23 protein-coding genes, 2 pseudogenes and 1 riboswitch are annotated in these 25,859 nt (G+C 65.2%); of the genes and pseudogenes, 13 read left to right on the top strand and 12 right to left on the bottom strand.

Translation table 11 applies throughout. The annotated features are described in order from the left end of the window. Positions 1–173: 173 nt before the first annotated feature. The 11 genes and pseudogenes from nuoI to FJ950_RS05980 form a co-directional block, all read right to left on the bottom strand. The gene (gene nuoI / locus FJ950_RS06030; RefSeq protein ID WP_015317346.1) at positions 174–665 is read right to left on the bottom strand and encodes an NADH-quinone oxidoreductase subunit NuoI; all 492 of its coding nucleotides are present in this window, start codon (positions 663–665) and stop codon (positions 174–176) included. Next, a complete protein-coding gene (gene nuoH, locus FJ950_RS06025; RefSeq protein ID WP_015317345.1) occupies positions 665–1,708 on the bottom strand; it encodes an NADH-quinone oxidoreductase subunit NuoH in 1,044 nt (347 codons plus the stop codon). The genes nuoI and nuoH overlap by 1 nt, the downstream gene beginning before the upstream one ends. 2 nt (positions 1,709–1,710) lie before the next feature. Further along, positions 1,711–3,792, bottom strand: a complete 2,082-nt coding sequence (gene nuoG, locus FJ950_RS06020) for an NADH-quinone oxidoreductase subunit NuoG (protein ID WP_140615823.1) — start codon at positions 3,790–3,792, stop codon at positions 1,711–1,713. A 73-nt stretch (positions 3,793–3,865) separates the two neighbouring features. After that, a complete protein-coding gene (locus FJ950_RS06015; RefSeq protein WP_140615821.1) occupies positions 3,866–4,561 on the bottom strand; it encodes an NADH-ubiquinone dehydrogenase in 696 nt (231 codons plus the stop codon). A gap of 65 nt (positions 4,562–4,626) precedes the next feature. After that, positions 4,627–5,931, bottom strand: coding sequence for an NADH-quinone oxidoreductase subunit NuoF (gene nuoF, locus FJ950_RS06010; RefSeq protein ID WP_140615819.1), 1,305 nt, complete (start codon positions 5,929–5,931; stop codon positions 4,627–4,629). 10 nt (positions 5,932–5,941) lie between these two features. Further along, a complete protein-coding gene (gene nuoE / locus FJ950_RS06005; protein ID WP_140615817.1) occupies positions 5,942–6,955 on the bottom strand; it encodes an NADH-quinone oxidoreductase subunit NuoE in 1,014 nt (337 codons plus the stop codon). Continuing rightward, complete coding sequence (locus FJ950_RS06000) at positions 6,956–8,146, bottom strand: NADH-quinone oxidoreductase subunit D (protein WP_140615815.1); 1,191 nt, start codon at positions 8,144–8,146, stop codon at positions 6,956–6,958. A gap of 66 nt (positions 8,147–8,212) precedes the next feature. After that, a pseudogene (locus tag FJ950_RS05995) lies at positions 8,213–8,540 on the bottom strand (four helix bundle protein). An 85-nt stretch (positions 8,541–8,625) separates the two neighbouring features. Then, positions 8,626–9,228, bottom strand: coding sequence for an NADH-quinone oxidoreductase subunit C (locus FJ950_RS05990; protein WP_140615813.1), 603 nt, complete (start codon positions 9,226–9,228; stop codon positions 8,626–8,628). A 4-nt stretch (positions 9,229–9,232) separates the two neighbouring features. After that, positions 9,233–9,814, bottom strand: a complete 582-nt coding sequence (locus FJ950_RS05985) for an NADH-quinone oxidoreductase subunit B (RefSeq protein WP_015317338.1) — start codon at positions 9,812–9,814, stop codon at positions 9,233–9,235. Then, positions 9,805–10,170 carry an NADH-quinone oxidoreductase subunit A gene (locus tag FJ950_RS05980; protein WP_010910112.1) on the bottom strand — a complete coding sequence of 122 codons (366 nt, stop codon included), beginning with the start codon at positions 10,168–10,170 and terminating at the stop codon, positions 9,805–9,807. Before FJ950_RS05980 ends, FJ950_RS05985 begins: the two co-directional genes overlap by 10 nt. 335 nt (positions 10,171–10,505) lie before the next feature. Here FJ950_RS05980 and FJ950_RS05975 point away from each other — a divergent pair, with 335 nt between their 5' ends. From FJ950_RS05975 to FJ950_RS05940, 8 genes and pseudogenes are all read left to right on the top strand, one after another. Further along, a complete protein-coding gene (locus tag FJ950_RS05975; RefSeq protein ID WP_140615811.1) occupies positions 10,506–11,705 on the top strand; it encodes a winged helix-turn-helix domain-containing protein in 1,200 nt (399 codons plus the stop codon). Between the two features lie 29 nt (positions 11,706–11,734). Then, a riboswitch (cobalamin riboswitch) is annotated at positions 11,735–11,942 on the top strand. Between the two features lie 37 nt (positions 11,943–11,979). Further along, on the top strand, positions 11,980–12,408 hold the full coding sequence (locus tag FJ950_RS05970; RefSeq protein ID WP_140616490.1) for a DUF1636 family protein: 429 nt from the start codon (positions 11,980–11,982) through the stop codon (positions 12,406–12,408). 2 nt (positions 12,409–12,410) lie between these two features. Then, the gene (gene cobW, locus FJ950_RS05965) at positions 12,411–13,448 is read left to right on the top strand and encodes a cobalamin biosynthesis protein CobW (RefSeq protein WP_140615809.1); all 1,038 of its coding nucleotides are present in this window, start codon (positions 12,411–12,413) and stop codon (positions 13,446–13,448) included. Positions 13,449–13,467: 19 nt separating this feature from the next. Continuing rightward, the gene (locus FJ950_RS05960; protein WP_140615807.1) at positions 13,468–16,989 is read left to right on the top strand and encodes a cobaltochelatase subunit CobN; all 3,522 of its coding nucleotides are present in this window, start codon (positions 13,468–13,470) and stop codon (positions 16,987–16,989) included. Further along, positions 16,986–18,458: pseudogene (gene cobG, locus FJ950_RS05955) on the top strand (precorrin-3B synthase); the annotation flags it as partial. The gene FJ950_RS05960 and the pseudogene cobG, both read left to right, overlap by 4 nt. 5 nt (positions 18,459–18,463) lie before the next feature. Continuing rightward, complete coding sequence (locus tag FJ950_RS05950; RefSeq protein ID WP_140615803.1) at positions 18,464–19,096, top strand: precorrin-8X methylmutase; 633 nt, start codon at positions 18,464–18,466, stop codon at positions 19,094–19,096. Further along, a complete protein-coding gene (locus FJ950_RS05945; RefSeq protein ID WP_140615801.1) occupies positions 19,093–19,851 on the top strand; it encodes a precorrin-2 C(20)-methyltransferase in 759 nt (252 codons plus the stop codon). The genes FJ950_RS05950 and FJ950_RS05945 overlap by 4 nt, the downstream gene beginning before the upstream one ends. Then, positions 19,848–20,612 (top strand): precorrin-3B C(17)-methyltransferase, encoded by a 765-nt coding sequence (locus FJ950_RS05940; RefSeq protein WP_140615799.1) that lies wholly within the window; start codon positions 19,848–19,850, stop codon positions 20,610–20,612. Before FJ950_RS05945 ends, FJ950_RS05940 begins: the two co-directional genes overlap by 4 nt. On the opposite strand, the gene FJ950_RS05935 is transcribed toward FJ950_RS05940, so the two are convergent. Next, positions 20,576–21,343: a cobalt-precorrin-6A reductase gene (locus tag FJ950_RS05935; protein WP_140615797.1), complete on the bottom strand. Its 768-nt coding sequence runs from the start codon at positions 21,341–21,343 to the stop codon at positions 20,576–20,578. The two genes, FJ950_RS05940 and FJ950_RS05935, sit on opposite strands and share 37 nt — an antisense overlap. A gap of 1 nt (position 21,344) precedes the next feature. On the opposite strand from FJ950_RS05935, the gene cbiE reads away from it, so the two are divergent. From cbiE to FJ950_RS05910, 5 genes are read left to right on the top strand one after another with little or no spacing between them, the layout of a single operon-like run. Further along, positions 21,345–22,586, top strand: coding sequence for a precorrin-6y C5,15-methyltransferase (decarboxylating) subunit CbiE (gene cbiE, locus FJ950_RS05930; protein WP_140615795.1), 1,242 nt, complete (start codon positions 21,345–21,347; stop codon positions 22,584–22,586). Beyond that, positions 22,583–22,969, top strand: coding sequence for a cobalamin biosynthesis protein (locus tag FJ950_RS05925; protein WP_015317327.1), 387 nt, complete (start codon positions 22,583–22,585; stop codon positions 22,967–22,969). Before cbiE ends, FJ950_RS05925 begins: the two co-directional genes overlap by 4 nt. Continuing rightward, positions 22,966–23,730 carry a precorrin-4 C(11)-methyltransferase gene (gene cobM / locus FJ950_RS05920; RefSeq protein WP_015317326.1) on the top strand — a complete coding sequence of 255 codons (765 nt, stop codon included), beginning with the start codon at positions 22,966–22,968 and terminating at the stop codon, positions 23,728–23,730. Before FJ950_RS05925 ends, cobM begins: the two co-directional genes overlap by 4 nt. Continuing rightward, positions 23,727–24,545 (top strand): uroporphyrinogen-III C-methyltransferase, encoded by an 819-nt coding sequence (gene cobA, locus FJ950_RS05915; protein WP_015317325.1) that lies wholly within the window; start codon positions 23,727–23,729, stop codon positions 24,543–24,545. The genes cobM and cobA overlap by 4 nt, the downstream gene beginning before the upstream one ends. Next, complete coding sequence (locus FJ950_RS05910; protein WP_140615793.1) at positions 24,542–25,855, top strand: cobyrinate a,c-diamide synthase; 1,314 nt, start codon at positions 24,542–24,544, stop codon at positions 25,853–25,855. Before cobA ends, FJ950_RS05910 begins: the two co-directional genes overlap by 4 nt. The last annotated feature ends 4 nt before the right edge of the window (positions 25,856–25,859 follow it).

The following is a 25,859-nucleotide window of genomic DNA, read 5'->3' as shown; positions in this document are numbered from 1 at the left end:
TCCGGTCGGCAAGTTTCGTTGTGTCCTATCGCATGTTCCGATCGGGTTGAAATACCTGATCAAAAGAAACATGCGACACTTTTGTCTTCCGGAGGATGATCTTGTCCGAAAAGTCCGCAACTTTCGGGATCATCCCCTGGACGAGGCCCCTCGCCCCGTCCATGCGTCAGATGTCAGCGATAGGGCGAGTCCAGTGAGATGTTGCGCGCCAGTTCGCGCTCCCACCGGTCGCCATTCGCCAGCAGCCTGTCCTTGTCGTAGTAGAGTTCCTCGCGCGTTTCCGTCGCGAATTCGAAATTCGGCCCCTCGACGATGGCGTCGACCGGGCAGGCTTCCTGGCAGAAGCCGCAATAGATGCACTTCACCATGTCGATATCGTAACGCACCGTGCGGCGCGTGCCGTCATTGCGGCGAGGGCCGGCCTCGATGGTGATCGCCTGCGCCGGGCAGATCGCCTCGCACAATTTGCAGGCGATGCAGCGTTCCTCGCCATTGGGATAGCGGCGCAACGCATGCTCGCCGCGAAAGCGCGGGCTGATCGGCCCCTTCTCGTGCGGATAGTTGATCGTCTCCTTCGGCGCGAAGAACTGGCGCATCGACAGGAAGAAGGCGCTGACGAAATCCTGCAGCAGCAGCGATTTTGCGGCCTGGGACAAAGCGGACATCACGCAAACCCCGTGATCTTGAGGAAGGCGGCGGTGGCGACCACCATGAATAGCGAGATCGGCAGGAACACTTTCCAGCCCAGCCGCATCAGCTGGTCGTAGCGGTAGCGCGGCACGAAGGCCTTCACCATCGAGATGCCGAAGAACACGAAACAGACCTTCAGCACGAACCAGATCACGCCGGGCACCCAGGTGAAGGGCGCGAAGTCGAAGGGAGGCAGCCAGCCGCCGAGGAACAGGATGGTGGCCAGCGCGCACATCAGCACGATCGCGACATACTCGCCGAGGAAGAACAAAAGGAACGGCGTCGACGAATATTCGACCATGTGGCCGGCGACCAGCTCCGATTCGGCTTCGACCAGATCGAAGGGCGGACGGTTGGTCTCCGCCAACGCCGAGATGAAGAAGATGACGAACATCGGGAACAGCGCCAGCCAGTTCCAGTCGAGGAACGTGTTGGGCAGGCCGAGCCGCGTACCAAGCCCACCCTGCTGCGACAGCACGATATCGCTGAGGTTGAGCGAGCCGGCGGTGAGCAGCACGGTGACGATGACGAAGCCGATCGAAACTTCGTATGACACCATCTGCGCCGCCGAACGCAACGCGCCAAGGAAAGGATATTTCGAGTTGGACGCCCAGCCGCCCATGATCACGCCATAGACCTCGAGCGAGGAGATGGCGAAGACATAGAGGATGCCGACATTGACGTTGGCGATCGCCCAACCCTGGCTGACCGGTATGACGGCCCAGGCCGAGATCGCCAGCACGGCGGAGACAAGTGGCGCCAGCAGGAAGACGCCCTTGTTGGCGCCCGACGGGATGACCGGTTCCTTGAAGACGAATTTCAGCAGGTCGGCGAAGGCCTGCAGCGTGCCCCAGGGGCCGACGACGTTGGGGCCACGGCGAAGCTGCACGGCCGCCCAGATCTTGCGGTCGGCATAGAGAATGTAGGCGACGAAGATCAGCAGCACCACGATCAGCACGACCGACTTCAAGAGGATCAGCAGCGCGGGCAGCACGTAGAAGGAGAAGAAGGTGTCCATGCTTATTCCGCCGCCTGCTTGAAGCCGCTCTTGGCCAGTGCCGAGCATTCCGCCATCACGGCCGATGCGCGCGCGATCGGGTTGGTCAGGTAGAAATCCTTGACCGGCGAGGTGAAGGTTCCCTTGTTCAACCGCCCGCCGAGCTTCGCCACGCCGGCGATATCCTCGGCATTGCCGGCCGCGACCTGGTCGATGCGAGCCAGATGCGGGTATTCGCCATAGAGCTTTGCGCGCAGCTGCGGCAGCGAATCGAACGGCAGTTTCTTGCCCAATACGTCGGACAGCGCCCGCAAGATGGCCCAATCCTCGCGCGCGTCGCCCGGCGCGAAGCCGGCGCGGTTGGTCTGCTGCACGCGCCCTTCGGTGTTGACGTAGGTGCCGGACTTTTCGGTATAGGCAGCCGCCGGCAGGATGACATTGGCGCGATGCGCGCCGGCGTCGCCGTGCGTGCCGACATAGACGACGAAGGCGCCGCCGGTCTTGCTCATATCGATCTCGTCGGCGCCGAGCAGGAACAGGACATCCGTCTCGCCCAGCATGCCGGCGACGTTCTTGCCGCCCTCGCCCGGCACGAAGCCGAGGTCCAGGCCGCCGACGCGCGCCGCTGCGGTGTGCAGCACGGCAAAGCCGTTCCAGTCGGCGCGTGCGGCATTCACGGCGGCGGCGAGCCTGGCCGCTTGGCCGAGCACGGCCGCGCCATCGGCGCGCGCCAGAGCGCCCTGACCGACGATAATAAGGGGATGCGTCGCCTTCTTCAGCGTCTGGAAGAACTTGCCGTTGCCGTCCGCCAGATCCTTCAGCGAATCCGGCCCGGCGCCCAGCTGTTCGTAGTCATAGCGCGTGTCGCCGACATCGCCGATGACACCGACCGGCAGATTGCCGAGGCGCCAGCGCTTGCGGATGCGGGCGTTGAGCACCGAGGCCTCGAAGCGCGGATTGGCCCCGATGATCAGCACCGCGTCGGCCTGCTCGATGCCTTCGATGGTCGGGTTGAAGATATAGCTGGCGCGTCCGAGTGCCGGATCGAGCGCCGCGCCGTCCTGGCGGCAATCGGTGTTCTTCGAACCGAGCGAGGCCATCAGGAGCTTCAGCGCATAGATTTCCTCGACCGCCGCGAGATCGCCCGCGATGGCGCCGATCTTGTCGGGGGCCGCCGCCGAAACCGCGCCCTTGATCGCCGCGAACGCTTCGGCCCAGCTCGCCGGAACCAGCCTGCCGTCCTTGCGCACATAGGGGCGATCGAGGCGCTGCGTGCGCAGGCCGTCCCAGATGAAGCGGGTCTTGTCGGAAATCCATTCCTCGTTCACGGCTTCGTTGACGCGCGGCAGGATGCGCATCACTTCGCGCCCACGGCTATCGACGCGGATCGCCGAGCCGACGGCATCCATCACGTCGATGGATTCGGTCTTGGTCAGCTCCCACGGCCGCGCCTGGAAGGCGAAGGGCTTGGAGGTCAGCGCGCCGACCGGGCAGAGATCGATCACGTTGCCCTGCAACTCCGAGGTCATTGCCTGTTCGAGATAGGTGGTGATCTCGGCATCCTCGCCGCGGCCGATCAGGCCGAGTTCGGAAATGCCGGCAACTTCGGTGGTGAAGCGGACGCAGCGCGTGCAGTGGATGCAGCGGTTCATCACTGTCTTGACCAGCGGGCCGATATACTTGTCTTCCACCGCGCGCTTGTTCTCGTGGTAGCGCGAGGAATCGACGCCGAAGGCCATCGCCTGGTCCTGCAGGTCGCACTCGCCGCCCTGGTCGCAGATCGGGCAGTCCAGCGGATGATTGATCAGCAGGAATTCCATCACGCCTTCCCGGGCCTTCTTGACCATCGGCGTGTTGGTGAAGATTTCCGGCGGCTCGCCGTTCGGGCCGGGGCGCAGGTCGCGCACGCCCATGGCGCAGGAGGCCTGCGGCTTGGGCGGTCCGCCCTTCACCTCGATCAGGCACATGCGGCAATTGCCGGCGATCGACAGCCGCTCATGGAAGCAGAAGCGCGGCACTTCCGCGCCCGCGTCCTCGGCCGCCTGCAGCAGCGTGTAATGGTCGGGTACAGTGATTTCTTTCCCGTCGACCTTGAGCTTTGCCATTCGCCTCAAACCCCTGCGGATTTTCCGCAATCTCATTTTCCGGGCGCGACAGACGCAGCGCCCGAGATTTCATTCACTTCTTCGCGGCCAGCGCCGCCGCCTGGGCAGTCCAGTCGTCACGGCCGATGCGGCCCTTGAACGACAGATAATCGTCGACCCAGGCAATCTCTTGCGGCGACCATGCGGCGATCTGGGCAAACGTCCAGATACCGAGGCCGTTCAGCACTTTTTCCAGCTTCGGGCCGATGCCCGATATCGCCTTGAGGTCGGACGGCCTCGTCGGCTTCTCCATGGCCTTGGGCTGCCTGAAATCTTCCGGCAGCAGCACATCCGCTGCCTCGCTTGTTGCCGGAGCGGCATTGGCGGCCGGCGCGGTGGTGGCGGCTTCCCTGGCTGCGATATCGGTGACTTCCTGGGCGAAGGACTGCGCCTCGGCAATCATCGTCTTCGCGGTCGCCCGCGCCCTGATGGACGACGAGTTCGCATCCTCGAATTGCTCGACGCGTGCCTCGAAATCCTCGATCAGCGGCTGCATGAGGCGTTGTGATGCCTCGGCGGCCCCCGAAAGCGCGCCCATCCAGACGCCGAACGCATGATTGGCGAGCCCCATGCCAAGCGCCGACATCGCCGCCGCACCCGCGACAGGGTGCGCGAAAAGGTTGACGGCGCTGGCCATCTCCTTCGGCATCATCCTGGTCAGGTCCTGGTTCATCTTCTCGATCTGGTCCAAATTGGGCATCAATGGGTAGGGTGTCGAATACGGCGCCATAGAGTTCTCCTGGTCGTTTCTTCGTTCGCCCCGCCCCGTTTCTTCCCGCGTTCAAAAGTTTCTTGTTATTCCGCCGCCACCATCACCGGTTCGGCCCGGTGCGCGTTGCGCGCAAACTCGTCGATGCGCCGCTCCACCTCGCCGCGGAAATGCCGCATCAGGCCCTGGATCGGCCATGCCGCCGCATCGCCCAGCGCGCAGATCGTGTGGCCTTCGACCTGCTTGGTGACGTCGAGCAGCATGTCGATCTCGCGCTTCTGAGCCTCGCCGCGCACCAGCCGCTCCATCACCCGCCACATCCAGCCGGTGCCCTCGCGGCACGGCGTGCACTGGCCGCAGCTTTCATGCTTGTAGAAGTAGGAAAGCCGCGCGATCGCCTTCACGACATCGGTCGACTTGTCCATGACGATGACGGCGGCCGTGCCGAGGCCGGACTTGAGATCGCGCAGCGCGTCGAAATCCATCGGCGTATCGATGATCTGCTCCGCCGGCACCAGTGGCACCGAGGCGCCGCCCGGAATGACGGCGAGCAGATTGTCCCAGCCGCCGCGGATGCCGCCGCAATGGGTTTCGATCAGCTCGCGGAACGGGATCGACATCGCCTCTTCGACAGTGCACGGATTGTTGACGTGGCCGGAAACGCAGAACAGCTTGGTGCCGACATTGTTGGGCCGGCCGAAGGACGAGAACCAGGCAGCCCCCCGGCGCAGGATGGTCGGCGCCACCGCGATCGATTCGACATTGTTGACAGTGGTCGGGCAGCCATAGAGGCCGACATTGGCCGGGAATGGGGGCTTCAGCCGGGGCTGGCCCTTCTTGCCTTCGAGGCTTTCCAACAGCGCCGTTTCCTCGCCGCAAATATAAGCGCCGGCGCCGTGATGCATGTAGATTTCAAAATCGTAGCCCGACGTGTTGTTCTTGCCGATCAGCTTGGCCTCGTAGGCCTCCTCGATCGCCCGCTGCAGCGCCTCGCGCTCGCGGATGAACTCGCCGCGCACATAGATGTAGGCGGCAATCGCGCCCATGGCGAAGCCGGCCAGGAACGCGCCCTCGACCAGCGTGTGCGGATCGTTGCGCAGGATGTCGCGGTCCTTGCAGGTGCCGGGCTCGGATTCGTCGGCGTTGATGACGAGATAGCTTGGCCGGCCGTCGCTCTGCTTGGGCATGAACGACCATTTCAGCCCGGTCGGGAAGCCGGCGCCGCCGCGTCCGCGCAGTCCCGACGCCTTCATCTCGTTGACGATCCACTCACGCCCCTTGGCGACGATGCCGGGCGTGTTGTCCCAGGCGCCGCGCGCCATGGCGCCGGCCAGCGACTTGTCGAAGAGGCCGTATATGTTGGTAAAGATGCGGTCTTTGTCCTGAAGCATTTTTCGTCCCTCAGACCGGCTTCTTGGTCGGCTTGGCGGCAGGCTGCTTGGTCTCTGGCGCCTTGAAGGCGCTGCCCGGTTCGGCCCGGTTCTTCGGCCCATTGCGTTGTTTTGGAGTCGCCTCGACTTCAGGAGCGGCCTTGTTGGCGTTGGCGGCCGAGTGGAGGGGTGGCGCAACGCTGGCCGCGTTCTCGGTGACCGGCGCGACCTTGGCCGGCGACGGCGTCTTCAACGTCGGGTTGGTCTCTGGCGCGGCGGTCTTCGGCCTGCTGGATTTCGACGGAGCAACCGGACCCGGCGCAGCTGGGGCGGCCGGTGCCGGCACCGGCGCAGCGATGATCGCGTCGGGCGCTGCCTTCGCGGCCTTGGCCGCTTCCCGGGCTTCACGGTCGCGAGTCGACTTGAGGATCGCCTTTTCGCTCTTCAACGTGGTCAGGCCGGAGACCGGCTCCGAGCCGGTGCGGCCGTTCTGCGGTCCCGGCGTCACCGAGGCGCCCTTGCCCGCATCGTAGAGATCGATGATTTCAGCCAGCCGTTCCGGTGTCAGATCCTCGAACGTATCCTTGAACACCATGACCATCGGCGCGTTGACGCAGGCGCCGAGGCACTCGACCTCTTCCCACGACAAGGTGCCCTTGTCGTTGGTGTGGAATTGGTCGTGATGGATCTTCGAGCGGCACACATCCATCAGCGCTTCCGAGCCGCGCAGCATGCAGGGCGTGGTGCCGCAAACCTGGATGTGCGCACGGGTGCCGACGGGGTTCAACTGGTACTGCGTATAGAAGGTCGCGACCTCGAGGCCGCGGATACGCGGCATGCCGAGCATGTCGGAGATGGTCTCGATCGCCGCCTTGGTGACCCAGCCCTCCTGCTCCTGCGCTATCATCAGCAGGGGAATGATCGCCGACTGCTCGCGGCCCTTGGGATACTTCTTGATCCATTGCTTCGCCGCTGCCGCATTCGCCCGGTTGAAGGCGAAGGAGGCTGGCTGGACGCTGGCTTCTGCGAGACGGCGGACTGACATTTAGCGATCGACCTCACCAAACACGATGTCGAGGGAGCCGAGGACGGCGGTGACGTCGGCCAGCATGTGGCCGCGGCAGAGGAAATCCATGGCTTGCAGATGCGCGAAACCGGGTGCGCGCAGCTTGCAGCGGTAGGGCTTGTTGGTGCCGTCGGAGACTAGGTAGACGCCGAACTCGCCCTTTGGCGCCTCGACCGCCGCATAGACTTCGCCGGCCGGCACGCGGTAGCCCTCGGTATAGAGCTTGAAGTGATGGATGAGCGCTTCCATCGAACGCTTCATCGCCTGGCGCTTGGGCGGCACCACCTTGCCGTCAAGGTTCGACACCGGGCCGGTGCTTTCCTTGCCGAGCAGAAGATCGACACACTGGCGCATGATCCGTGCCGACTGGCGCATTTCTTCCATGCGCACGAGGTAGCGGTCGAAACAGTCGCCATTCTTGCCGACAGGGATGTCGAAATCCATTTCCGAATAGCATTCATAGGGCTGCGACTTGCGCAGGTCCCACGGCGAGCCCGAACCACGGACCATGACGCCCGAAAAGCCCCAGGCCCAGGCATCTTCCAGCGAGACGATGCCGATGTCGACATTGCGCTGCTTGAAGATGCGGTTGCCGGTGAGCAGCCTGTCGAGATCGTCGAGCGATTTCAGGAACGGGTCGATCCACTTGCCGATGTCCTCGACCAGCTGCCGCGGCAGGTCCTGGTGGACGCCGCCGGGCCGGAAATAGGCCGCATGCATGCGCGAGCCCGAGGCGCGTTCATAGAACACCATCAGCTTCTCGCGCTCGACGAAGCCCCACAGCGGCGGCGTCAGCGCGCCGACGTCCATGGCTTGCGTCGTCACATTGAGGATGTGCGACATGATGCGGCCGATTTCGCAGTAAAGCACGCGGATCAGCTGGCCGCGCCGCGGCACCTCGATACCGAGCAGGCGCTCGGCGGCGAGCGCGAAGGCGTGCTCCTGGTTCATCGGCGCGCAATAATCGAGCCGGTCGAGATAAGGCAGCGCCTGCAGATAGGTTTTTGCCTCGATCAGCTTCTCCGTACCGCGATGCAAGAGCCCGATATGCGGATCGACGCGGTCGACGACTTCGCCGTCCAACTCCAGCACGAGGCGCAAAACGCCGTGCGCCGCAGGGTGTTGAGGTCCGAAGTTGATGTTAAAGTTGCGGACGGAGGTTTCAGCCATTCTGGCGCCTCTGGCGAAGAGTCAGTAGTGAGTAGTGAGTAGTGATCATCAATCTCAATGCCTGCTTCATTCCGCCTGCTTGGCCTGCACCGTTCGGATAAGAGATCTCATCATTTTTCCAATCTCTTCGCATCGCAGCAGCAGTTCAATCTCATTGTCTTTTCGCAGCAAGCCGACCCGGCATGCCAGGTAGTATGTGCGTTTCCAGTTCCTTCAACGAACCTTGCGCCATGCGCAAAAATTGAACGAACGAACCTCTGTTTTCCCGACCGTATCCCTCCGCGACATTCGCTGCGATCGAAACCGCCGATCGGCGCATCTGAGAGGTCATGCCGTAGATCTCTTCTTTCGGGAAGTCCTTAGTGTGGCGGTAACAGTCTTCAGCGAGCGTCATCGCTGATTGCCACACCTTCAAGTCGCGATAAGATTCGATCCGTCGCTCCAACTTTTCTCCTACTGACTACTCACTACTTCCCTACTCACTGTTTCGCTTTTTCGTCGCCGGGCAGGACATAGTCGGTTCCCTCCCAGGGGCTCAAAAAGTCAAAGTTCCTGAATTCCTGCTTCAGTTCCACCGGCTCGTAGATGACGCGCTTGGCTTCGTCGTCGTAACGCACTTCGACGAAACCGGTCAGCGGGAAATCCTTGCGCAGCGGATGGCCTTCGAAACCGTAGTCCGTCAGCAGGCGGCGCAGGTCCGGGTGGCCCGAAAACAGCACGCCATAGAGATCGTAGGTTTCGCGCTCGAACCAGTCGGCGCCAGGATAGACGCCGGTGATCGAAGGCACCATCGTCTCCTCGTCGGTCTGCACCTTGATGCGAATGCGCACATTCTGCTTCGGCGAAAGCAGGTGATAGACGACGTCGAAGCGCTTGGCCCGCGACGGGTAGTCGGCACCGCAGACATCGATGATCGAGATGAACTGGCAGCGCGCATCGTCGCGCAGGAAGGTCATCACCTCGATCAGGTTTTGAGGCTCGACGTGAACGGTGAGCTCGCCATAGGCGAATACCGCATGGCCGAAGCGGCCAGGCAGCTTCTCGCCGAGATAGGTCGACAGTTCGCTTAAGGAGGCGGCCATGGATTTACCGTTCGATCGTGCCGGTGCGGCGGATCTTCTTCTGCAGCAGAAGAATGCCGTAGAGCAGGGCTTCGGCGCTCGGCGGGCAGCCGGGCACATAGATGTCGACCGGCACAACCCGGTCGCAGCCACGCACCACCGAATAGGAATAGTGATAGTAGCCGCCGCCATTGGCGCAGGAGCCCATCGAGATGACGTAGCGCGGCTCCGGCATCTGGTCGTAGACCTTGCGCAGCGCCGGTGCCATCTTGTTGGTCAGCGTGCCGGCGACGATCATGATGTCGGACTGGCGCGGAGACGCGCGCGGCGCGACACCGAACCGCTCCGAATCGTAGCGCGGCATCGAGGTGTGGATCATCTCGACCGCGCAGCAAGCCAGACCGAAGGTCATGAACATCAGCGAGCCGCTGCGCGCCCAGGTGATCAGCGCCTCGGTCGAGGTGACCAGAAAACCCTTGTCGGCAAGCTCATTGTTGATTTCGAGGAAGAAGGGATCGTCCTCCCCTACCGGCCTGCCGGTGTTGGGGTCGATAATACCTTTGGGCTTCGGCGCGACGAGGGTGCCTGAACTGTCGTTCAATCCCATTCCAGCGCTCCTTTTTTCCATTCATAGGCAAAGCCGATGGTCAGCACTGCCAAAAACACCATCATTGACCAGAAACCGAGCATGCCGATCTTCGAGAAGGACACTGCCCAGGGGAAGAGGAAGGCAACTTCCAGGTCGAATATAATGAACAGGATCGACACCAGGTAGAAGCGGATGTCGAATTTCATGCGGGCATCGTCGAACGAGTTGAAACCGCACTCGTAGGCGGAAAGCTTTTCGGGATCGGGGTTGCGATACGCCACCAGGAACGGAGCCGCCAGCAGCGCCAGGCCGACGACCAGTGCCACGCCGATAAACAGGACGATGGGCAGGTACGAACTGAGAAGTGCGTTCATGCAGCGGCTTTCCGTTGGCGCCAATCCACTTTGACTACAGCACCGAACCTTAATGCGGAAGCGTGACAGATTAACCGCTGAACCGTTTTAAGGGGCCTATGCTGCAACGCGGCGAGGGTTAGCGCAGCACTTCCAGCGAAGCAAGTCAAACCTTGTTCAAAACACCGAGCTGGACGGCATTCCGGGAGAAACTGGTCCCATCCGCTCCTGTTTGATTTCCTTCGCTTTTTACTCCACTTTTATCTCCTGACAGGGTTGCCGCCAAAACCCTGCTAGCATGGACGGGAATCACGCCGGGCAATGACGCCAGACAGGTCCATCAGGGACGCATACGCATGAAGGAAAAGATCTCGCTTGCCGCCGCCCGGCGCATCGCCCTCGCCGCCCAGGGATTTCTCGATCCCCGCCCCGCCGGCACGCCGGACCGCCGCCATTTCGCCCGCGTTCTGTCCCGCACCGGCCTGTTGCAGATCGATTCCGTCAGTGCGGTGGTGCGCGCTCATTACATGCCGCTCTATTCGCGTCTCGGCCCCTATCCCCTCGCTTTGCTCGACAACGCCGCCGTAACGCGCAAGCGCACCGTCTTCGAATATTGGGCGCATGAAGCCTCGTTCCTGCCGGTCGGGACCTACCCACTGATGCGCTGGCGCATGCAGCGCGCCGAGCAAGGCGATGAAATGTATCTGGGGCTGGCCAAATGGGGCCGCGAGCACGCCGCCTATATAGAAGAGATCTACCGCGAGGTCGTCGCGCGCGGGCCGATCGCCGCTTCGGCGCTCGAAGGCCAGAAAGGCTCCGGTGGCTGGTGGGGTTGGAGCCATGCCAAGCACGCCTTCGAATGGCTGTTCTGGGCCGGGCGCATCACCACCGCGCACCGGCGCGGCTTCGAGCGCTTTTACGACCTGCCGGAGCGCGTGCTGCCGCAGGCGATCCTCGATCTGCCGGTACCGACACCTGAGGACGCGCACCGCGAATTGCTGCGCATTTCCGCCCGTGCCCATGGCGTGGCGACATCAGGCGACCTGCGCGATTATTTTCGGCTCTCGCCGGCCGACATGAAAGGCCGGCTGGAGGAACTGGTCGAACTCGGCGACTTGCTGCCGGTCCGTGTCGAGGGCTGGGACAAGCCGGCTTACCTTCACAAGGACGCCCGTATCCCGCGCAAGATCGAGGCCCGCGCTCTGCTGGCGCCGTTCGATCCGGTCGTCTTCGAGCGTTCGCGCTCGGAGCGGCTGTTCGACTTCCATTACCGCATCGAAATCTACACGCCGGCCGACAAGCGCCAATACGGCTACTATGTCCTGCCTTTCCTGCTCGGCGACAGGATCGTGGCGCGCGTCGACCTCAAGGCTGACCGGCCGGCCAGTGTCCTGCGTGTCCATGCGGCCTATGCGCAGGCCAACGCACCGGCGGAGACTGCGGCTCAACTCTTCGAGGAATTGAAGCAGATGCAGGGCTGGCTTGGCCTCGAGCGCATGGAAATAACGCCTGCCGGCGATCTCGGCCCGGCGCTGTCCGACATCGCGGTGTCGTAAGCTCGCGTTGACACCGCTGCCCGCAAGAGCCTAAATCCCATCCAGACGGTCTCCTCTCGGCAAAGGGAGGAGCCAAGAGGGAATGCGGTGCGGGATTGAAGATCCCAAATCCGCGGCTGTCCCCGCAACTGTGAGCGAAGAGCCAAGGCCGAAAGCCACTGGGATTGTCCCGGGAAGGCGGCTACCCAAGGCGATGACCCGCGAGCCAGGAGACCTGCCGTCTGGAATGCAAGAATCCGATCGCCTGGCGGGTTTTCCGGGCAAGGAGCCTGATGTGGATCGCGACAGCAGTTTTTCGGCTGAAACAACCGACATTTCGTCCGGCGGGGATCATCCCCTGGCCGGCATCACGGTCATCGTCTGCGCTTCCTGTCGCGACGAGACCGGCTCCGATGCCCATCCCCGGGCCGGCGAACTTTTGGCCGAAGATACGCGCCAAGCCGCCTCGGGCGAGAACATTCGCATCCGCACGGTCGAATGCCTCGGCAATTGCAAGCGCCGGCTGAGCGCCGCGGTCCTGCGCGACGGCTGCTGGAGCTATGTGTTCGGCGATCTAACCACGACCAGCGGCGCCGATCTCGTCACCGGCGCGAAACTCTTCGCCACCTCGAGCGACGGCCTCATTCCCTGGCGGGGCAGGCCCGATAGCCTCAAGCGCGGCCTCGTTGCCCGCATCCCTCCCCTCGACATGCTGAAAGACTGATCATGACAACATCTCTGTCCCGCGTTCCCTGCACCGTCGTCACCGGCTTCCTCGGCGCCGGCAAGACGACACTGGTCCGCCATCTCCTGGAAAATGCCGGCGGCAAGCGGATCGCCATCATCGTCAACGAGTTCGGCGACATCGGCATCGACGGCGAGATCCTCAAGGGATGCGGCATCGACACCTGCCCAGAGGAAAACATCGTCGAACTGGCCAATGGCTGTATCTGCTGCACCGTGGCCGACGATTTTGTGCCGGCGCTCGACAAGATCCTGTCGCTGACGCCGAAGGTCGACCATATCCTGATCGAAACCTCGGGCCTCGCTCTGCCCAAACCGCTGGTCCAGGCTTTCCAGTGGCCGACGGTGAAGAGCCGCGTAACGGTCGATGGCGTCATCGCCGTGGTCGACGGTCCCGCACTGGCGGAAGGCCGCGTCGCCAATGACATGGACGCCCTGCAGGCGCAGCGCGCGCAGGACGAGAGCCTCGACCATGACGATCCGGTCGAGGAAGTGTTCGAGGACCAGATTGCCTGCGCCGACCTGATCATCCTGTCGAAGAGCGACCTGATGGATGCCGCCGGTTCAGCCCGCGCCAACGCCATTATCAACGAACACTCCGCCCGCGCCGTGAAGATCGTGCCGACGTCTCATGGCAAGGTCGATCCCTCGGTGCTGCTCGGGCTCGGTCTCGCCGTCGAGGACGACATCGAGAACCGCAAGTCCCACCATGACGGCGCATTCGATCACGAGCATGACGACTTCGACACGTTCATCGTCGACATTCCCTCGATCGCCAATCCCGACGAGCTGGCAAAGCGCGTCGCCGCGGCCGCCGAACAGGAAAACGTGCTGCGCGTGAAAGGCTTCGTCGAGGTCGGCGGCAAACCGATGCGGCTCCTGCTGCAGGCCGTCGGCCCGCGCGTCAATCATTACTACGACCGCGCCTGGACCGCCGGGGACGACCGCCGCTCGCGCCTCGTCGTCATTGGCCTCAAGGGGCTGAACCGCCCGGCGATCGAACGTATCCTCGCCGGCTGATTTTCAGGCCCGGGCCGCGATGCACATCCTCACCACGACCTCCGCCTCGCTCGACGATCTCGCCGAGCCCGTCGACCTCAGGCAGGCGCCGGCGGATATCGTGGCCCTGTCCTTCACCGACAGCGATCTCGCCGGACTGGCCGCGGCGTGGAAGGCCGATGCCGGTCGCCTGCCCTCGATGCGGCTGGCCGCACTGCGCGACCTGCGCCATCCCATGTCCGTCGACCTCTGGATAGACAGCGTCGCCCGCCACGCCAAAATCATCCTGGTGCGCATCCTCGGCGGCTACGACTGGTGGCGCTATGGCTGCGACCAACTGGCGGTGATTGCCCGCGAACGCGGCATCAAACTGGCGCTGCTTCCCGGCGAAAGCCACGACGAGGATCTCAGGCTGGTCGAAGCGTCGACGCTGCCGCGCGCCGAACTGGACGGCCTGCTCGGCTATTTCCGCGAGGGTGGCCCAGCCAATATGGGCGCGCTGGTGCACAGGCTGGCAGGCCTGGCTGGACAGGATGCGCCCGTCGCCAACCCGGTGAGCGTGCCGAAGGCCGGTTACTATCAGGCTGGATTGGGGGTCGCGGAGGAGCCGGCCGGTTCCAATAGCGGCACTCCCATTATCCCGATTCTCTTCTACCGATCGATGCTGCTTGCCGCCGATGTCGCCCCGATCGATGCGCTGGCCGAGGCTTTGCGCTCCAGGGGATTGGCACCGGTCCCGATCTTCGTTTCCAGTCTGAAGGATCCGGTGTCGCTGGCGTTCGTCGAAAATGCCATCGCATCGCTGAAACCCGCCGCGATCGTCACCGCGACCGCGTTCGCTTCCGGCGCCGAGCCCGGCGTCGAAACCCTGTTCGACCGCGCCGGCGCGCCCGTCTTCCAGGTCATCGTCGCCACCACGCGCCGTGACATCTGGGAAAACAACCAGCGCGGCCTGGCGCCCGCCGACCTTGCCATGCATGTCGTGCTGCCCGAACTCGACGGCCGCATCCTCGCCGGCGCCATTTCCTTCAAGGCCGAGAGCGATATCGATCCGGCGCTTGGCCATCGTGCGTTGGCGAACCGGCCGGAACCGGATCGGCTGGAGCAAGTGGCGGGTCGAGTCGCGGCTTTCATCCGGCTGCGGGAGACAAGACGGGAGGAGCGCAAGCTCGCGATCCTCATTCCCGATTATCCCAGCGCCCCTGGCCGCACCGGCTATGCGGTCGGGCTGGACGTGCCGTCCAGCGTGCTGGCCATGCTGCACGACTTGAGCGAACAGGGCTATGCCGTTGACGGGATTCCGCAAACGCCGCGTGAATTGCTGGATTTGCTGGAGCATAGCAACGACGGATTGGCCCTGCAGGAGTATTTGAGCTTCTCGAAGGAGTTGCCGCTCGCAGCAATCGCCGCGGTAGAAGCCGCTTGGGGAAAGGCAGAGGGGACAGGTTTGCGCGAGGCGCCCCCCTCTGTCCTGCCGGACATCTCCCCCTCTAGTGGGGAGATCGAACTTTCGTCGCGGCTTTCGCCAACTTCCAACATTGCAGAAGGAACGTCGGCCTGCGAACTACCAATCTCCCCCCTAGAGGGGGAGATGTCCGGCAGGACAGAGGGGGGCGCTCAAGCGCCAGCCGCCAGCTTCCCCTTCCGCGCCGCCACCTTCGGCAATGTCACCGTGGCCCTCGCCCCCGACCGGGGCCGCTCGGCCGATCGCCGCGCCGACTATCACGACCCGACCCTCCCCCCGCGCCATGCCCTGATCGCCTTTGGCCTGTGGCTGCGCAAATCGCTCGGCGTCCACGCTCTCGTCCATGTCGGCGCCCACGGCACGCTGGAATGGCTGCCCGGCAAAACCGTCGCGCTGTCGCAAACCTGCTTTCCCGAGATCGTCACCGGCGCATTACCCGTCATCTATCCGTTCATCGTTTCCAACCCAGGCGAAGCAGCGCAGGCCAAACGGCGCATTGCCGCCGTCACGCTTGGCCATTTGCCGCCGCCGCTGGCAGGCGCCGGGCTGGACGAGGACCAGCACAAGCTCGAGCGGCTGGTCGACGAATACGCCCAGGCCGACGGGCTCGACCGCCGTCGCCGCGACCGGCTCGCCAGGCTGATTGTCGAAACCGCGCAAAAGACCGGCCTTGCCTCGGAAGCCGGCGTCGCCAAGACCGACGCGCCCGACGAAGCGCTGCGCCGCATCGACGCCTGGCTCTGCGACCTCAAGGATTTCGCCATCAAGGATGGGCTGCACATCTACGGCCGCGTTCCAAACGACGAACCAGACTCCAGGCGCCGGCAAAGCGCGGACACCGAGAAGGCCTCCCTGCTCGCCGCGCTCGATGGCCGTCACGTCAAGGCGGGCCCGGCCGGCGCACCCGCGCGCGGTCGTTCCGATGTTTTGCCCACCGGCCGCAACCTGTTCACCTCGGATCCGCGCACCATGCCGACGCCGACCGCCTATGATCTTGGCAAAGCCGCAGCGGAAGAAGTGGTGCGCGGCTACATGCAGTCGCATGGCGACTGGCCGCGTTCGCTGGTGATCGATCTCTGGGGTTCGGCCTCGCTGCGCACCGGCGGCGAGGAGATCGCGCAGGGCCTGGCCTTGATGGGCTGCCGACCGCAATGGGACACTGCCACCGGCCGCATCACCAGCATCGAGGTATTGCCCCCGGCGGCGCTCGGCCGCCCACGTGTCGACGTCACCTGGCGTATATCAGGTCTGTTCCGCGACATGTTCCCGACCCAGATCGCGCTGATCGACGCCGCCGCCAAGGCCGTTGCCGCGCGCGACGAGGACGATTCGGAAAACCCGCTCGCCGCCAAAACCCGCGCCGACGGCAAGGTCAGCCCACGGATCTTCGGCACTTCGCCCGGCACGTACGGCGCCGGCGTCGAGGACGTGCTGTCGAGCGGCGACTGGACGGCGCGCGAAGAGATCGGCCGCGCCTATCTCGACGCGACCTCGCATGCCTATGGCGGTGCCGGCGGCGAAGGCGTCTCGGCACCTGGAGCGTTTGAAGACCGCATCGCCGAGGCCGATCTTCTCGTCCACACCGGCGACGACCCCGGCCGCGACATTCTCGAAGGCTCCGCCGACGTCGCCTTCATCGGCGGCTTCTCGGCCGCCTTGGCCACACTTGGCAGGAACGCCGACATCATCGTGCTCGACACCACGGATCCGCAGAGGCCAAAACCGCGATCGGTCGCCGAGGCGGTCTCGCGCGTGGTGCGCGCCCGTGCGGTCAATTCACGTTTCATATCGGGCCAGATGCGCCACGGCCCGCGCGGCGCCTCGGAATTCGCCGAAACCGTCGACCGGCTGGTCGGCTTCGCCGAGACCACCCATGCCATTTCAGGCTCGCTGATCGAGGCTGTGCACGATGCCTATCTTGGCGACGCGGACGTCCGCGCCTTCATCCTGCGCGAAAATCCCGCAGCCGCCAAAGTCATTGCCGAGCGCTTCTTGTCGGCGCGCCGGCGTGGCCTCTGGCATCCCTTGCGCAATTCCATCGACGACGATCTCGCCGCGCTGATCGCCGAGGCCAACGCGCTCGGGGTCACGGCATGAACGCCTTCTCGCGCCGTGGCGCCTGCCCTGCTTTGTCGGCGCCGATGCAGACAGGCGACGGCCTGCTGGTGCGGCTCAACCCGGTCGCCGGAAGCCCATCTTCCGGAGGATTGTCGCCGAAGCTCTTGATCGGGCTGGGCGAATCCGCGTTGCGGCATGGCAACGGCATCATGGAAGTGACAGCGCGTGGGAGCTTGCAGATACGTGGGCTGACAACGGAAAGTGCCGCGTTGCTGGCGGCGGAGGTCGATGCGCTGGGCATCGCGGTGCGCACCGGCGTGCCGGTCGAGACCGGCCCGCTGGCGGGTATCGACCCACACGAGATTGCGGATCCCCGGCCGATGGCTGAGCGCATTCGGGTGGCTGTTGAAGAAGCCGGGCTGGCAACAAGGCTCGGGCCGAAGGTTTCGGTGGTCGTCGACGGCGGCGGGCAGCTGACTCTGGATGCGGTGACAGTCGATGTCAGGTTGAAGGCGGTTGGGGTCAGCGCTGGCACCCTTTGGGCCATATCAGTTGCCGGTGACAGCCAAAGTGAGAAGCGACTTGCGACGGCTGGCGAAGATGCGGCGCGCGACATTGCTGTCGCGGCTTTGAGGATGATCGCGGAAAAAGGACGCGAGGCCCATGCACGCGATTTATCGGAGAGGCAGCTAAGGTCACTCGCAGGTTGGCATTCTGTCGCCCCCCGCTCTGTCCTGCCGGACATCTCCCCCTCAGGGGGGGAGATCGGCGGCTTCAACGCTAGCTTTTCCTTAACAACACCGGAGATTGGCGAAATCGTCGGTGACATCGCAATCTCCCCCCTAGAGGGGGAGATGTCCGGCAGGACAGAGGGGGGCGCCTCGCGCAAGCCTATCGGCCTTTTCTCCTTAGCCGGCGACATTTTCGCCTTCGGCATCGGCCTCCCCTACGGCAGCATGCCGGCGGACAAGATCATCGGCCTCGCGCAAAAAGCTCTTGCCCTCGGCACGTCAGAGATCCGCCTCGCCCCTGGCCGCGCCTTACTTTTCCTCGGCCAGCCGACGGAAGCCAATCAATCCCTTCAAGATACCGCCGCCACCCTCGGCTTCGTCACCTCTCCCACCGACCCGCGCACGCGCATCGCGGCTTGCCCCGGCGCCCCGGCCTGCGCCTCCGGCCGGATCGCGACCCGCGACATCGCCGAGGCGATCGCCACCAAAAACGCCGACATCCTGGATTTCACGCTGCACGTGTCGGGCTGCGCCAAGGGCTGCGCCAATCCCGGCCCGGCAGCGCTCACAATTGTCGGCGGCGAAAATGGAGCCGGACTTGTCGTGAACGCGACGGCAAAGGCGCTTCCTGCCGGCTACAGGCCGGGCTATGACGCCCCGCGCGGCTTCAGCCGCGTCGTGGCGAAGATCCGCGGCGCACGATATCAGGGCGAAACCGCCGCCGCTTGCCTGACAAGGCTTGGCACGGCAGCAATCGCCGAAATGTACCAACAGGAATGAGCATGGCCGCCTACGACTATATCCACGACGGCACGGCGATCTACGAGCGCTCCTTCGCCATCATCCGCGCCGAGGCCGATCTCTCGCGCTTTTCCGAGGCCGAGGCCGATGTCGCCATCCGCATGATCCATGCCTGCGGCCAGGTCGAGGCAGCAAGTCATTTCGTTTTCTCCCCCGACTTCGTCAGCGCCGCGCGCAAAGCCCTTGCCGCCGGCGCGCCGATCTTCTGCGACGCCGAAATGGTCTCGCATGGCGTCACCCGCGCCCGGCTGCCGGCCGGCAATGAGGTGATCTGCACCTTGCGCGACCCGCGCACGCACGACATCGCGAGGCAGATCGGCAATACCCGCTCGGCGGCCGCCATCGACCTCTGGGGCGAGCGCATCGCCGGTTCGGTGGTCGCCATCGGCAACGCACCGACCGCGCTCTTTTATCTCCTGGAGAAGTTGCGCGATGGCGCGCCGAAGCCGGCGGCCATTATCGGCATGCCGGTCGGCTTCGTCGGCGCTGCCGAATCCAAGGACGCACTGGCCGAGAATTCCTATGGCGTGCCCTATGCCATCGTGCGCGGCAGGCTTGGAGGCAGCGCCATGACCGCCGCCGCGCTCAATTCACTGGCGAGGCCGGGTCTGTGAACGCGCTCCCCAAAGGCCGTCTCGTTGGTGTCGGCACCGGTCCCGGCGACCCAGAATTGTTGACGCTGAAGGCCGCGCGGGTGCTGGCCGAGGCCGATGTCGTGGCGTATTTCGCCAAACGCGGCAACAACAGCAATGCGCGCGCCATCGTTGAGGCGCGCTTCCGGCCCGACATGCTGGAACTGCCGCTGCTCTATCCCGTGACCACCGAGATCGACAAAGATCACGACGATTACCGCTCGCAGATCACGGGTTTCTACGAGGAGTCGGCGGAACAGGTCGCCGAGCACCTCGACGCCGGCAGGGTGGTTGCCGTGCTGTCCGAAGGCGATCCCCTGTTCTACGGCTCCTACATGCATCTGCATGTCCGCCTTGCCCATCGTTTCCCCACCGAGGTCATCCCCGGCGTCACCGCAATGTCCGGTTGCTGGTCGCAGACCGGTGTGCCGATCGTCCAGGGCGACGACGTGCTGACCGTGCTGCCCGGCACGATGAGCGAGTTCGAGCTGACGCGCCGCCTCGCCGACACCGACGCCGCCGTCATCATGAAGGTCGGCCGCAACCTGCCCAAGATCAGGCGCGCGCTTGAGGCGACCGGCAGGCTGACGCGCGCCATCTATGTCGAGCGCGGCACGATGGCCGGGAGCGTCTCGATGAAACTTGCCGACAAGCCGGACGACAAGGCGCCCTACTTCGCCATCGTGCTGGTTGCCGGCTGGTCCGGTCGACCGGGCGCGGCTGGAGCCCAGATATGAGCGGCCGTCTCACCGTCATCGGCCTTGGGCCCGGCAATGCCGACCAGGTCACGCCGCAAGCCAGCCGCGCTATCGTCGAGGCCAAATTCTTCTACGGCTACAAGCCATATCTCGACCGGCTCGACCTGCGCCCGGACCAGACCCGTGTCGCTTCCGACAACCGCGAGGAACTCGCCCGCTCCAAGGATGCCTTGACCAAGGCCGCCGAGGGTCACGACGTCGCCGTGGTGTCGGGCGGCGATCCCGGCGTCTTCGCCATGGCCGCAGCGGTCTGCGAGGCCATCGAGGCCGGTCCGGCCGAATGGCGCGCGGTCGATGTCGCTGTCGTGCCCGGCGTCACCGCCATGCTCGCGGTCGCCGCCCGCATCGGCGCGCCGCTTGGCCACGACTTCTGCGCTATCTCGCTGTCCGACAATCTAAAGCCTTGGGATCTGATCGAACTGCGTCTTCTGGCGGCGGCCGGCGCCGGCTTCGTCATCGCGCTCTACAATCCGATCAGCAAGGCGCGTCCCTGGCAGCTTGGCCGCGCCTTCGAATGCCTGGCCGCCATCCTGCCCGGCACGACGCCGGTGATCTTCGGCCGCGCCGCCGGCCGGCCCGACGAGCGCATCGAGGTCTATCTGCTGGCCGATGTCGACGCAGAAAAGGCCGACATGGCGACCTGCATCATCATCGGCTCGCCGGAGACCCGGATCATCAGGCGCGGCGAAAAGCCGGCGCTGGTCTACACGCCGCGCTCGGCATCGGGCTCGACGAAATGACGGACCATCGCGGCCAGCGCTTCGACTGTGTCAGCCGAGGGCACATCCGGCAGGACGGGCCTGCGCACCATGATCACCTCGATGCCGAGCGTTCGCGCCGCGGCAATCTTCCCGTATGTCGCCGTGCCGCCGCTGTTCTTCGACACCACGACATCGATACGATGCTTTTCGAGCAGCACGCGCTCGTCGGTCTCGCCAAATGGCCCCCGCGCGAGCAGATAGTCGGCATCGGGCACAACCAGCTTCGGCTCGACCGGATCGACGCTGCGGATGAGGTAGTGGTGCTGGGGCGCAGCCTCGAAGGCGGCGACCTCCTGCCGGCCCGGCGCCAGAAATACACGGCGTGGCGCCGGTCCAAGCGCCCGTGCCGCCCCGGCAACGCTGTCCACCTCAAGCCAGCGATCGCCCTGGACGACATCCCAGCCCGGACGCCGCAAGGCAAGGATCGGCACGCCAGTGGCGCGTGCCGCTTGCGCGGCATTGACGGAGATACGCGCCGCGTAGGGATGCGTGGCGTCGATCAGCAGACCAGTGCCTTTCTCCCTGAGGTAAGCGGCCAAACCGTCGGCACCCCCGAATCCTCCACTTCGCACGGGTACGCCCTGCGCGACGGGGTTTTCCGTACGGCCGGCCAGCGACAGCGTGACCGAGCAATCGGCGCGCGCCGCCAGTTTTCCGGCCAGTTGCCGGGCTTCGGTGGTGCCGCCGAGGATCAGAATGCGGTGGGTCATCATGCCTGCTGAGGGTCCCCGCGCCGCCAAGCCCAACCCGAGATGGCTCACAATCGTCGGCATCGGTGAGGACGGTTTAGCGGGTCTCGGCGACGAGGCCAAGCGGCGGATCGCCGAGGCGGAGTTCATCTTCGGCGGCAAGCGGCACTTGGCGCTCGTCGCTTCCTTCGCCAAGGGCAAGCCGCGTCCCTGGCCGGTTCCTTTCGATGCCGGGATGGCCGACGTCCTGGCCCTTGCCGGTAGGAACGTCTGCGTGCTCGCCTCCGGCGACCCGTTCTTCCACGGGGTCGGCGCCACCCTCGCCCGCAAGGTCAAGCCGCGCGAGATGCACGTCATACCAGCGCCGTCGGCGTTGTCGCTGGCCGCGGCGCGGCTTGGCTGGGCGCTACAGGATATCGAGACCGTCTCACTGCACGGCCACCCGATCGACCTGATCCGCCCACTGCTGCAGCCCAACGCCCGCATCCTGGCGCTGACATCCGATGGCTTCGCTCCGGCGGCGGTTGCCCGCCTGCTCGCCGAACTCGACTTCGGCACTTCGCGGCTGACGGTGCTGGAAGCGTTGGGCGGGCCGAAGGAGACATTGCGCTCGGTTCGCGCCGATGCCTTCGACCTCGAAAACATCAATCCGCTAAATGTCCTGGCCATCGAAATTGATTCGGCCCCGCAGGCGCGCGTGCTGTCGCTCACGGCAGGCCTCGCCGACCATCTGTTCGAGCATGACGGCCAGATCACCAAGCGCGAAATCCGCGCTATCACCCTGTCGGCGCTGGCGCCGAGGCGCGGCGAATTGCTGTGGGATGTCGGCGCCGGCTCGGGCTCGATCGGCATCGAATGGATGCTCGCCCACCCTTCGCTGCGCGCCATCGCCATCGAGGTCGACCCGTCCCGCGCCGCTCGCATCGCCCACAACGCCGTCGCCTGCGGCGTTCCCGGCCTCGTCATTGTGGAAGGCAGCGCGCCCAAGGCCCTGGCCAGACTGGAGACACCTGATGCCATCTTCATCGGCGGCGGCGGCAGCGACGCCGGCGTCATGAATGCCGCCATCAGAGCCTTGCGCGCCGGCGGCCGTCTTGTCGCCAACGCGGTGACGTTAGAAATGGAAGCCCTGCTCCTCGCCCAGCACACAAAGCGCGGCGGCGACCTCACCCGCATCGGCATCTCCCGCGCTTCGCCGGTCGGCTCCATGCAGGCATGGCGGCCGGCCATGCCCGTCACGCAATGGAGCTGGGTGAAGCCATGATGGTCGCGGGCATCGGCAGCCGAAGGGGCGTCACCGTCGAGGACGTGCTCGCGGCCATAGAAACCGCGCTCGAAGCGCATGGCCTGGCGATGACGGCTCTTTCGGCACTGGCCACCGCTGCGCTCAAGAAGGATGAAGACGCCATCGTTGCCGCCGGTCGCAAGCTGAACCTCCCCGTCATTGTCGTTGATGACTCAGCCCTACAGGCCGCCTCGCCGGGTACGCTCAGCAGCTCCAGTCTCTCGCGGAAGCTGGCGGGCACGCCATCGGTCTCGGAAGCCTCCGCCCTTGCCGTCGCCGGCAAAAGCGCGACGCTGCTTGGGTCCCGCACCGTGCTCGGTCCGGTCACCTGCGCCATCGCCATCAGCGGAGACGCGCCATGACCGTCCATTTCATCGGCGCCGGCCCAGGTGCGGCGGACCTCATCACGCTGCGTGGCGCAAGGCTCCTGGCGAGTTGCCCGGTCTGCCTCCACGCCGGCTCCATCGTCGCGCCGGAACTGCTGCAGCATTGCGCGCCGGGAACGAAGCTGGTCGACACCGCGCCGATGTCGCTCGACGAGATCGAGGCTGAATATGTGGCAGCCCAAATGGCCGGCCATGATGTTGCCCGCCTGCATTCCGGCGACCTGTCGGTGTGGAGTGCCGTGGCCGAGCAGATCCGCCGGCTGGAAAAGCATGGCATCCCCTACACGCTGACGCCGGGCGTCCCTTCCTTCGCGGCCGCCGCCGCCGCACTTCGCCGCGAGCTGACCATCCCCGAAGTCGCGCAAAGCCTGGTGCTGACCCGCGTTTCCGGACGTGCGTCGAAAATGCCGCCGGGCGAAACCCTGGCCGGCTTCGGCCGCACCGGCGCCACGCTGGCCATCCACCTTGCCATCCACGCCATCGACCGCGTCGTCGCCGAGCTGACGCCGCACTATGGCGGCGATTGCCCGGTGGCGATCGTCTTCCGCGCCTCCTGGCCGGACCAGCGCGTGATGACCGGCACGCTGGAATCCATCGAGGCACAACTGGCGGCCGATCCGATGGAGCGCACGGCCATCATCTTCGTCGGCCGCTCGCTGGCGGCACAAGATTTCGGCGAGAGTTCATTATACGACGCCCACTATCAGCGGCGTTTTCGCGGACGGGACGGATTGTGAGCGCCAGCACTGGAAATAACGGCGAAAACGCCACACTCGAACAGGCGCTCGCACGGCTGAACTTCAAGCCGCGTCCGCTTGAGCCGGGGCATGTCTGGCTGGCCGGCGCCGGTCCCGGCGATCCCGGCTGCCTGACGCTGGAGGTGCTGGCGGCACTGGCCGAGGCGGATGCGCTGGTCTACGACGCGCTGGTTTCGCCCGATGTGGTTGCTGTTGCCGGAAATGCCGAGCTTTTCTTTGCGGGAAAACGCGGCGGCAAGCCCTCGATGAAGCAGGATGACATCACCGCTCTGCTGGTGCGGCTGGCGCGTGAAGGCCGCCGCGTCATCAGGCTGAAGGGCGGCGATCCCTATATTTTCGGCCGTGGCGGCGAAGAGGCGCTGGCGCTGGCGCGTGAGAACATCCCGTTCCGCGTCCTGCCAGGCCTGACCTCGGGTCTCAGCGCGCTCGCCGCCACCGGCATTCCCGCCACCATGCGCGGCATCAACAAGGCTGTCATTCTGGCGACCGGCCACGCCGCCGGCACCGATGACGATCTCGACTGGGCGGCGATCGCCCGCACCGGCCAGCCGGTCGTCGTCTACATGGGCATGGCCAATCTGCCTCTCATAGCAGCCGCCCTGCTCGACGGCGGACTGGCGCCATCGACACCGGCGGCCGTGATCGTCGCCGCGACGACGCCGCGGGAAAGGACCGTCGTCGCCACGCTCGCCACCATTGCCGAGGCAGCGGCGGCGGCCGGGCTCGCCTCGCCGGCATTGATCGTCGTCGGCGGCATCGTCGCCATGCGCGCGGCGCTGGCGGGCGGGGCATGACGGCCCGGGCGATCATCATCGGCGCGCCGCGCTCTGGTTCGGGCAAGACCAGCGTCACCATCGGCATCCTGCGCGCACTCACCCGGCGTGGCCTGAAAGTGCGCGGCGCCAAGTCCGGCCCCGACTATATCGACCCCGGCTTCCATACCGCCGCCACCGGCCTGTCCGGCGTCAATCTCGACAGCTGGGCGATGTCGCCGCCGCTGCTCAATGCGCTGGCCGCACAAGCGGCCGACGACACCGATTTCGTCATCCTCGAAAGCGCCATGGGCCTGTTCGACGGCATCCCGGCCTCGCCTGGCCGCACCGGTTCGGCTGCCGATCTGGCCCGGCTCTACGGTCTGCCGGTGCTGCTGGTGCTCGACGTGTCAGGCCAGTCGACAACGGCGGCGGCCGTCGCCAAGGGTTTTGCCACGTACGACCCGGATGTGCGCATGGCCGGCGTCGTGCTCAACCGGCTGGGCAGCGAGCGCCATCGGAAGCTGTCCGGCGACGCCATCGAGGCGATCGGCCTGCCCGTCGTCGGCGCTATTTTGCGCGACCCCTCGCTCAATTTGCCCGAGCGCCATCTCGGCCTCGTCCAGGCCGGCGAATATGACGACCTGATGGCGCATCTCGACCGGCTCGCCGAGACGGCGGAGAAGTCGCTCGACCTCGACGCGGTCATGGCCCTGGCAACGCCCTTCGCCCCGGCAGCAGGTTCCTTCGCCGACGCGCTGCGGCCGCCCGGTCAACGCATCGCGCTTGCCGAGGATGCCGCCTTCACCTTCCTCTACCCGCATGTCGCCGCCTATTGGCGCAAGGCCGGCGCGGAAATCGTCCCGTTCTCGCCGCTCGCCGACGAAGCGCCGGACGAGGATTGCGATGTTTGCTGGCTGCCCGGCGGCTATCCCGAGCTTCATGCCGGCAAACTCACGGCCGCCGCGAATTTCCATGCGGGGATGGCACGTTTCGCCACGACAAAGCCGATCCATGGCGAATGCGGTGGCTTCATGGTGCTTGGTGAAGCGATGGAGGATGCATCAGGCGAAACGCATCGCATGCTCGGCCTGCTCGGCCATTCCACCAGCTTCGCCAGGCGCAAGATGAATCTTGGCTACCGCGAGGCTCGGCTGCGTGCCGATTGCCCGCTGGGTTCGCAGGGCGCGCTGATCCGGGGTCACGAATTCCACTATGCGCAGATGACGGCCACCGGCAATGACGAGCCGCTGGCTGACCTTGCCGACGGCCAGGGCAATCCGCTCGGCGCCTCAGGCTACCGGCGCGGCCACGTCAGCGGCACCTTCTTTCATGCGATTGCGAGGAGCTAGGGCC

This window comes from Mesorhizobium sp. B2-3-14, assembly GCF_006442175.1.
Classification (GTDB): Bacteria; Pseudomonadota; Alphaproteobacteria; order Rhizobiales; family Rhizobiaceae; genus Mesorhizobium; species Mesorhizobium australicum.
The sequence above is the reverse complement of the archived record's forward strand: the minus strand, read 5'-3'. Positions and strand labels throughout refer to the sequence as shown.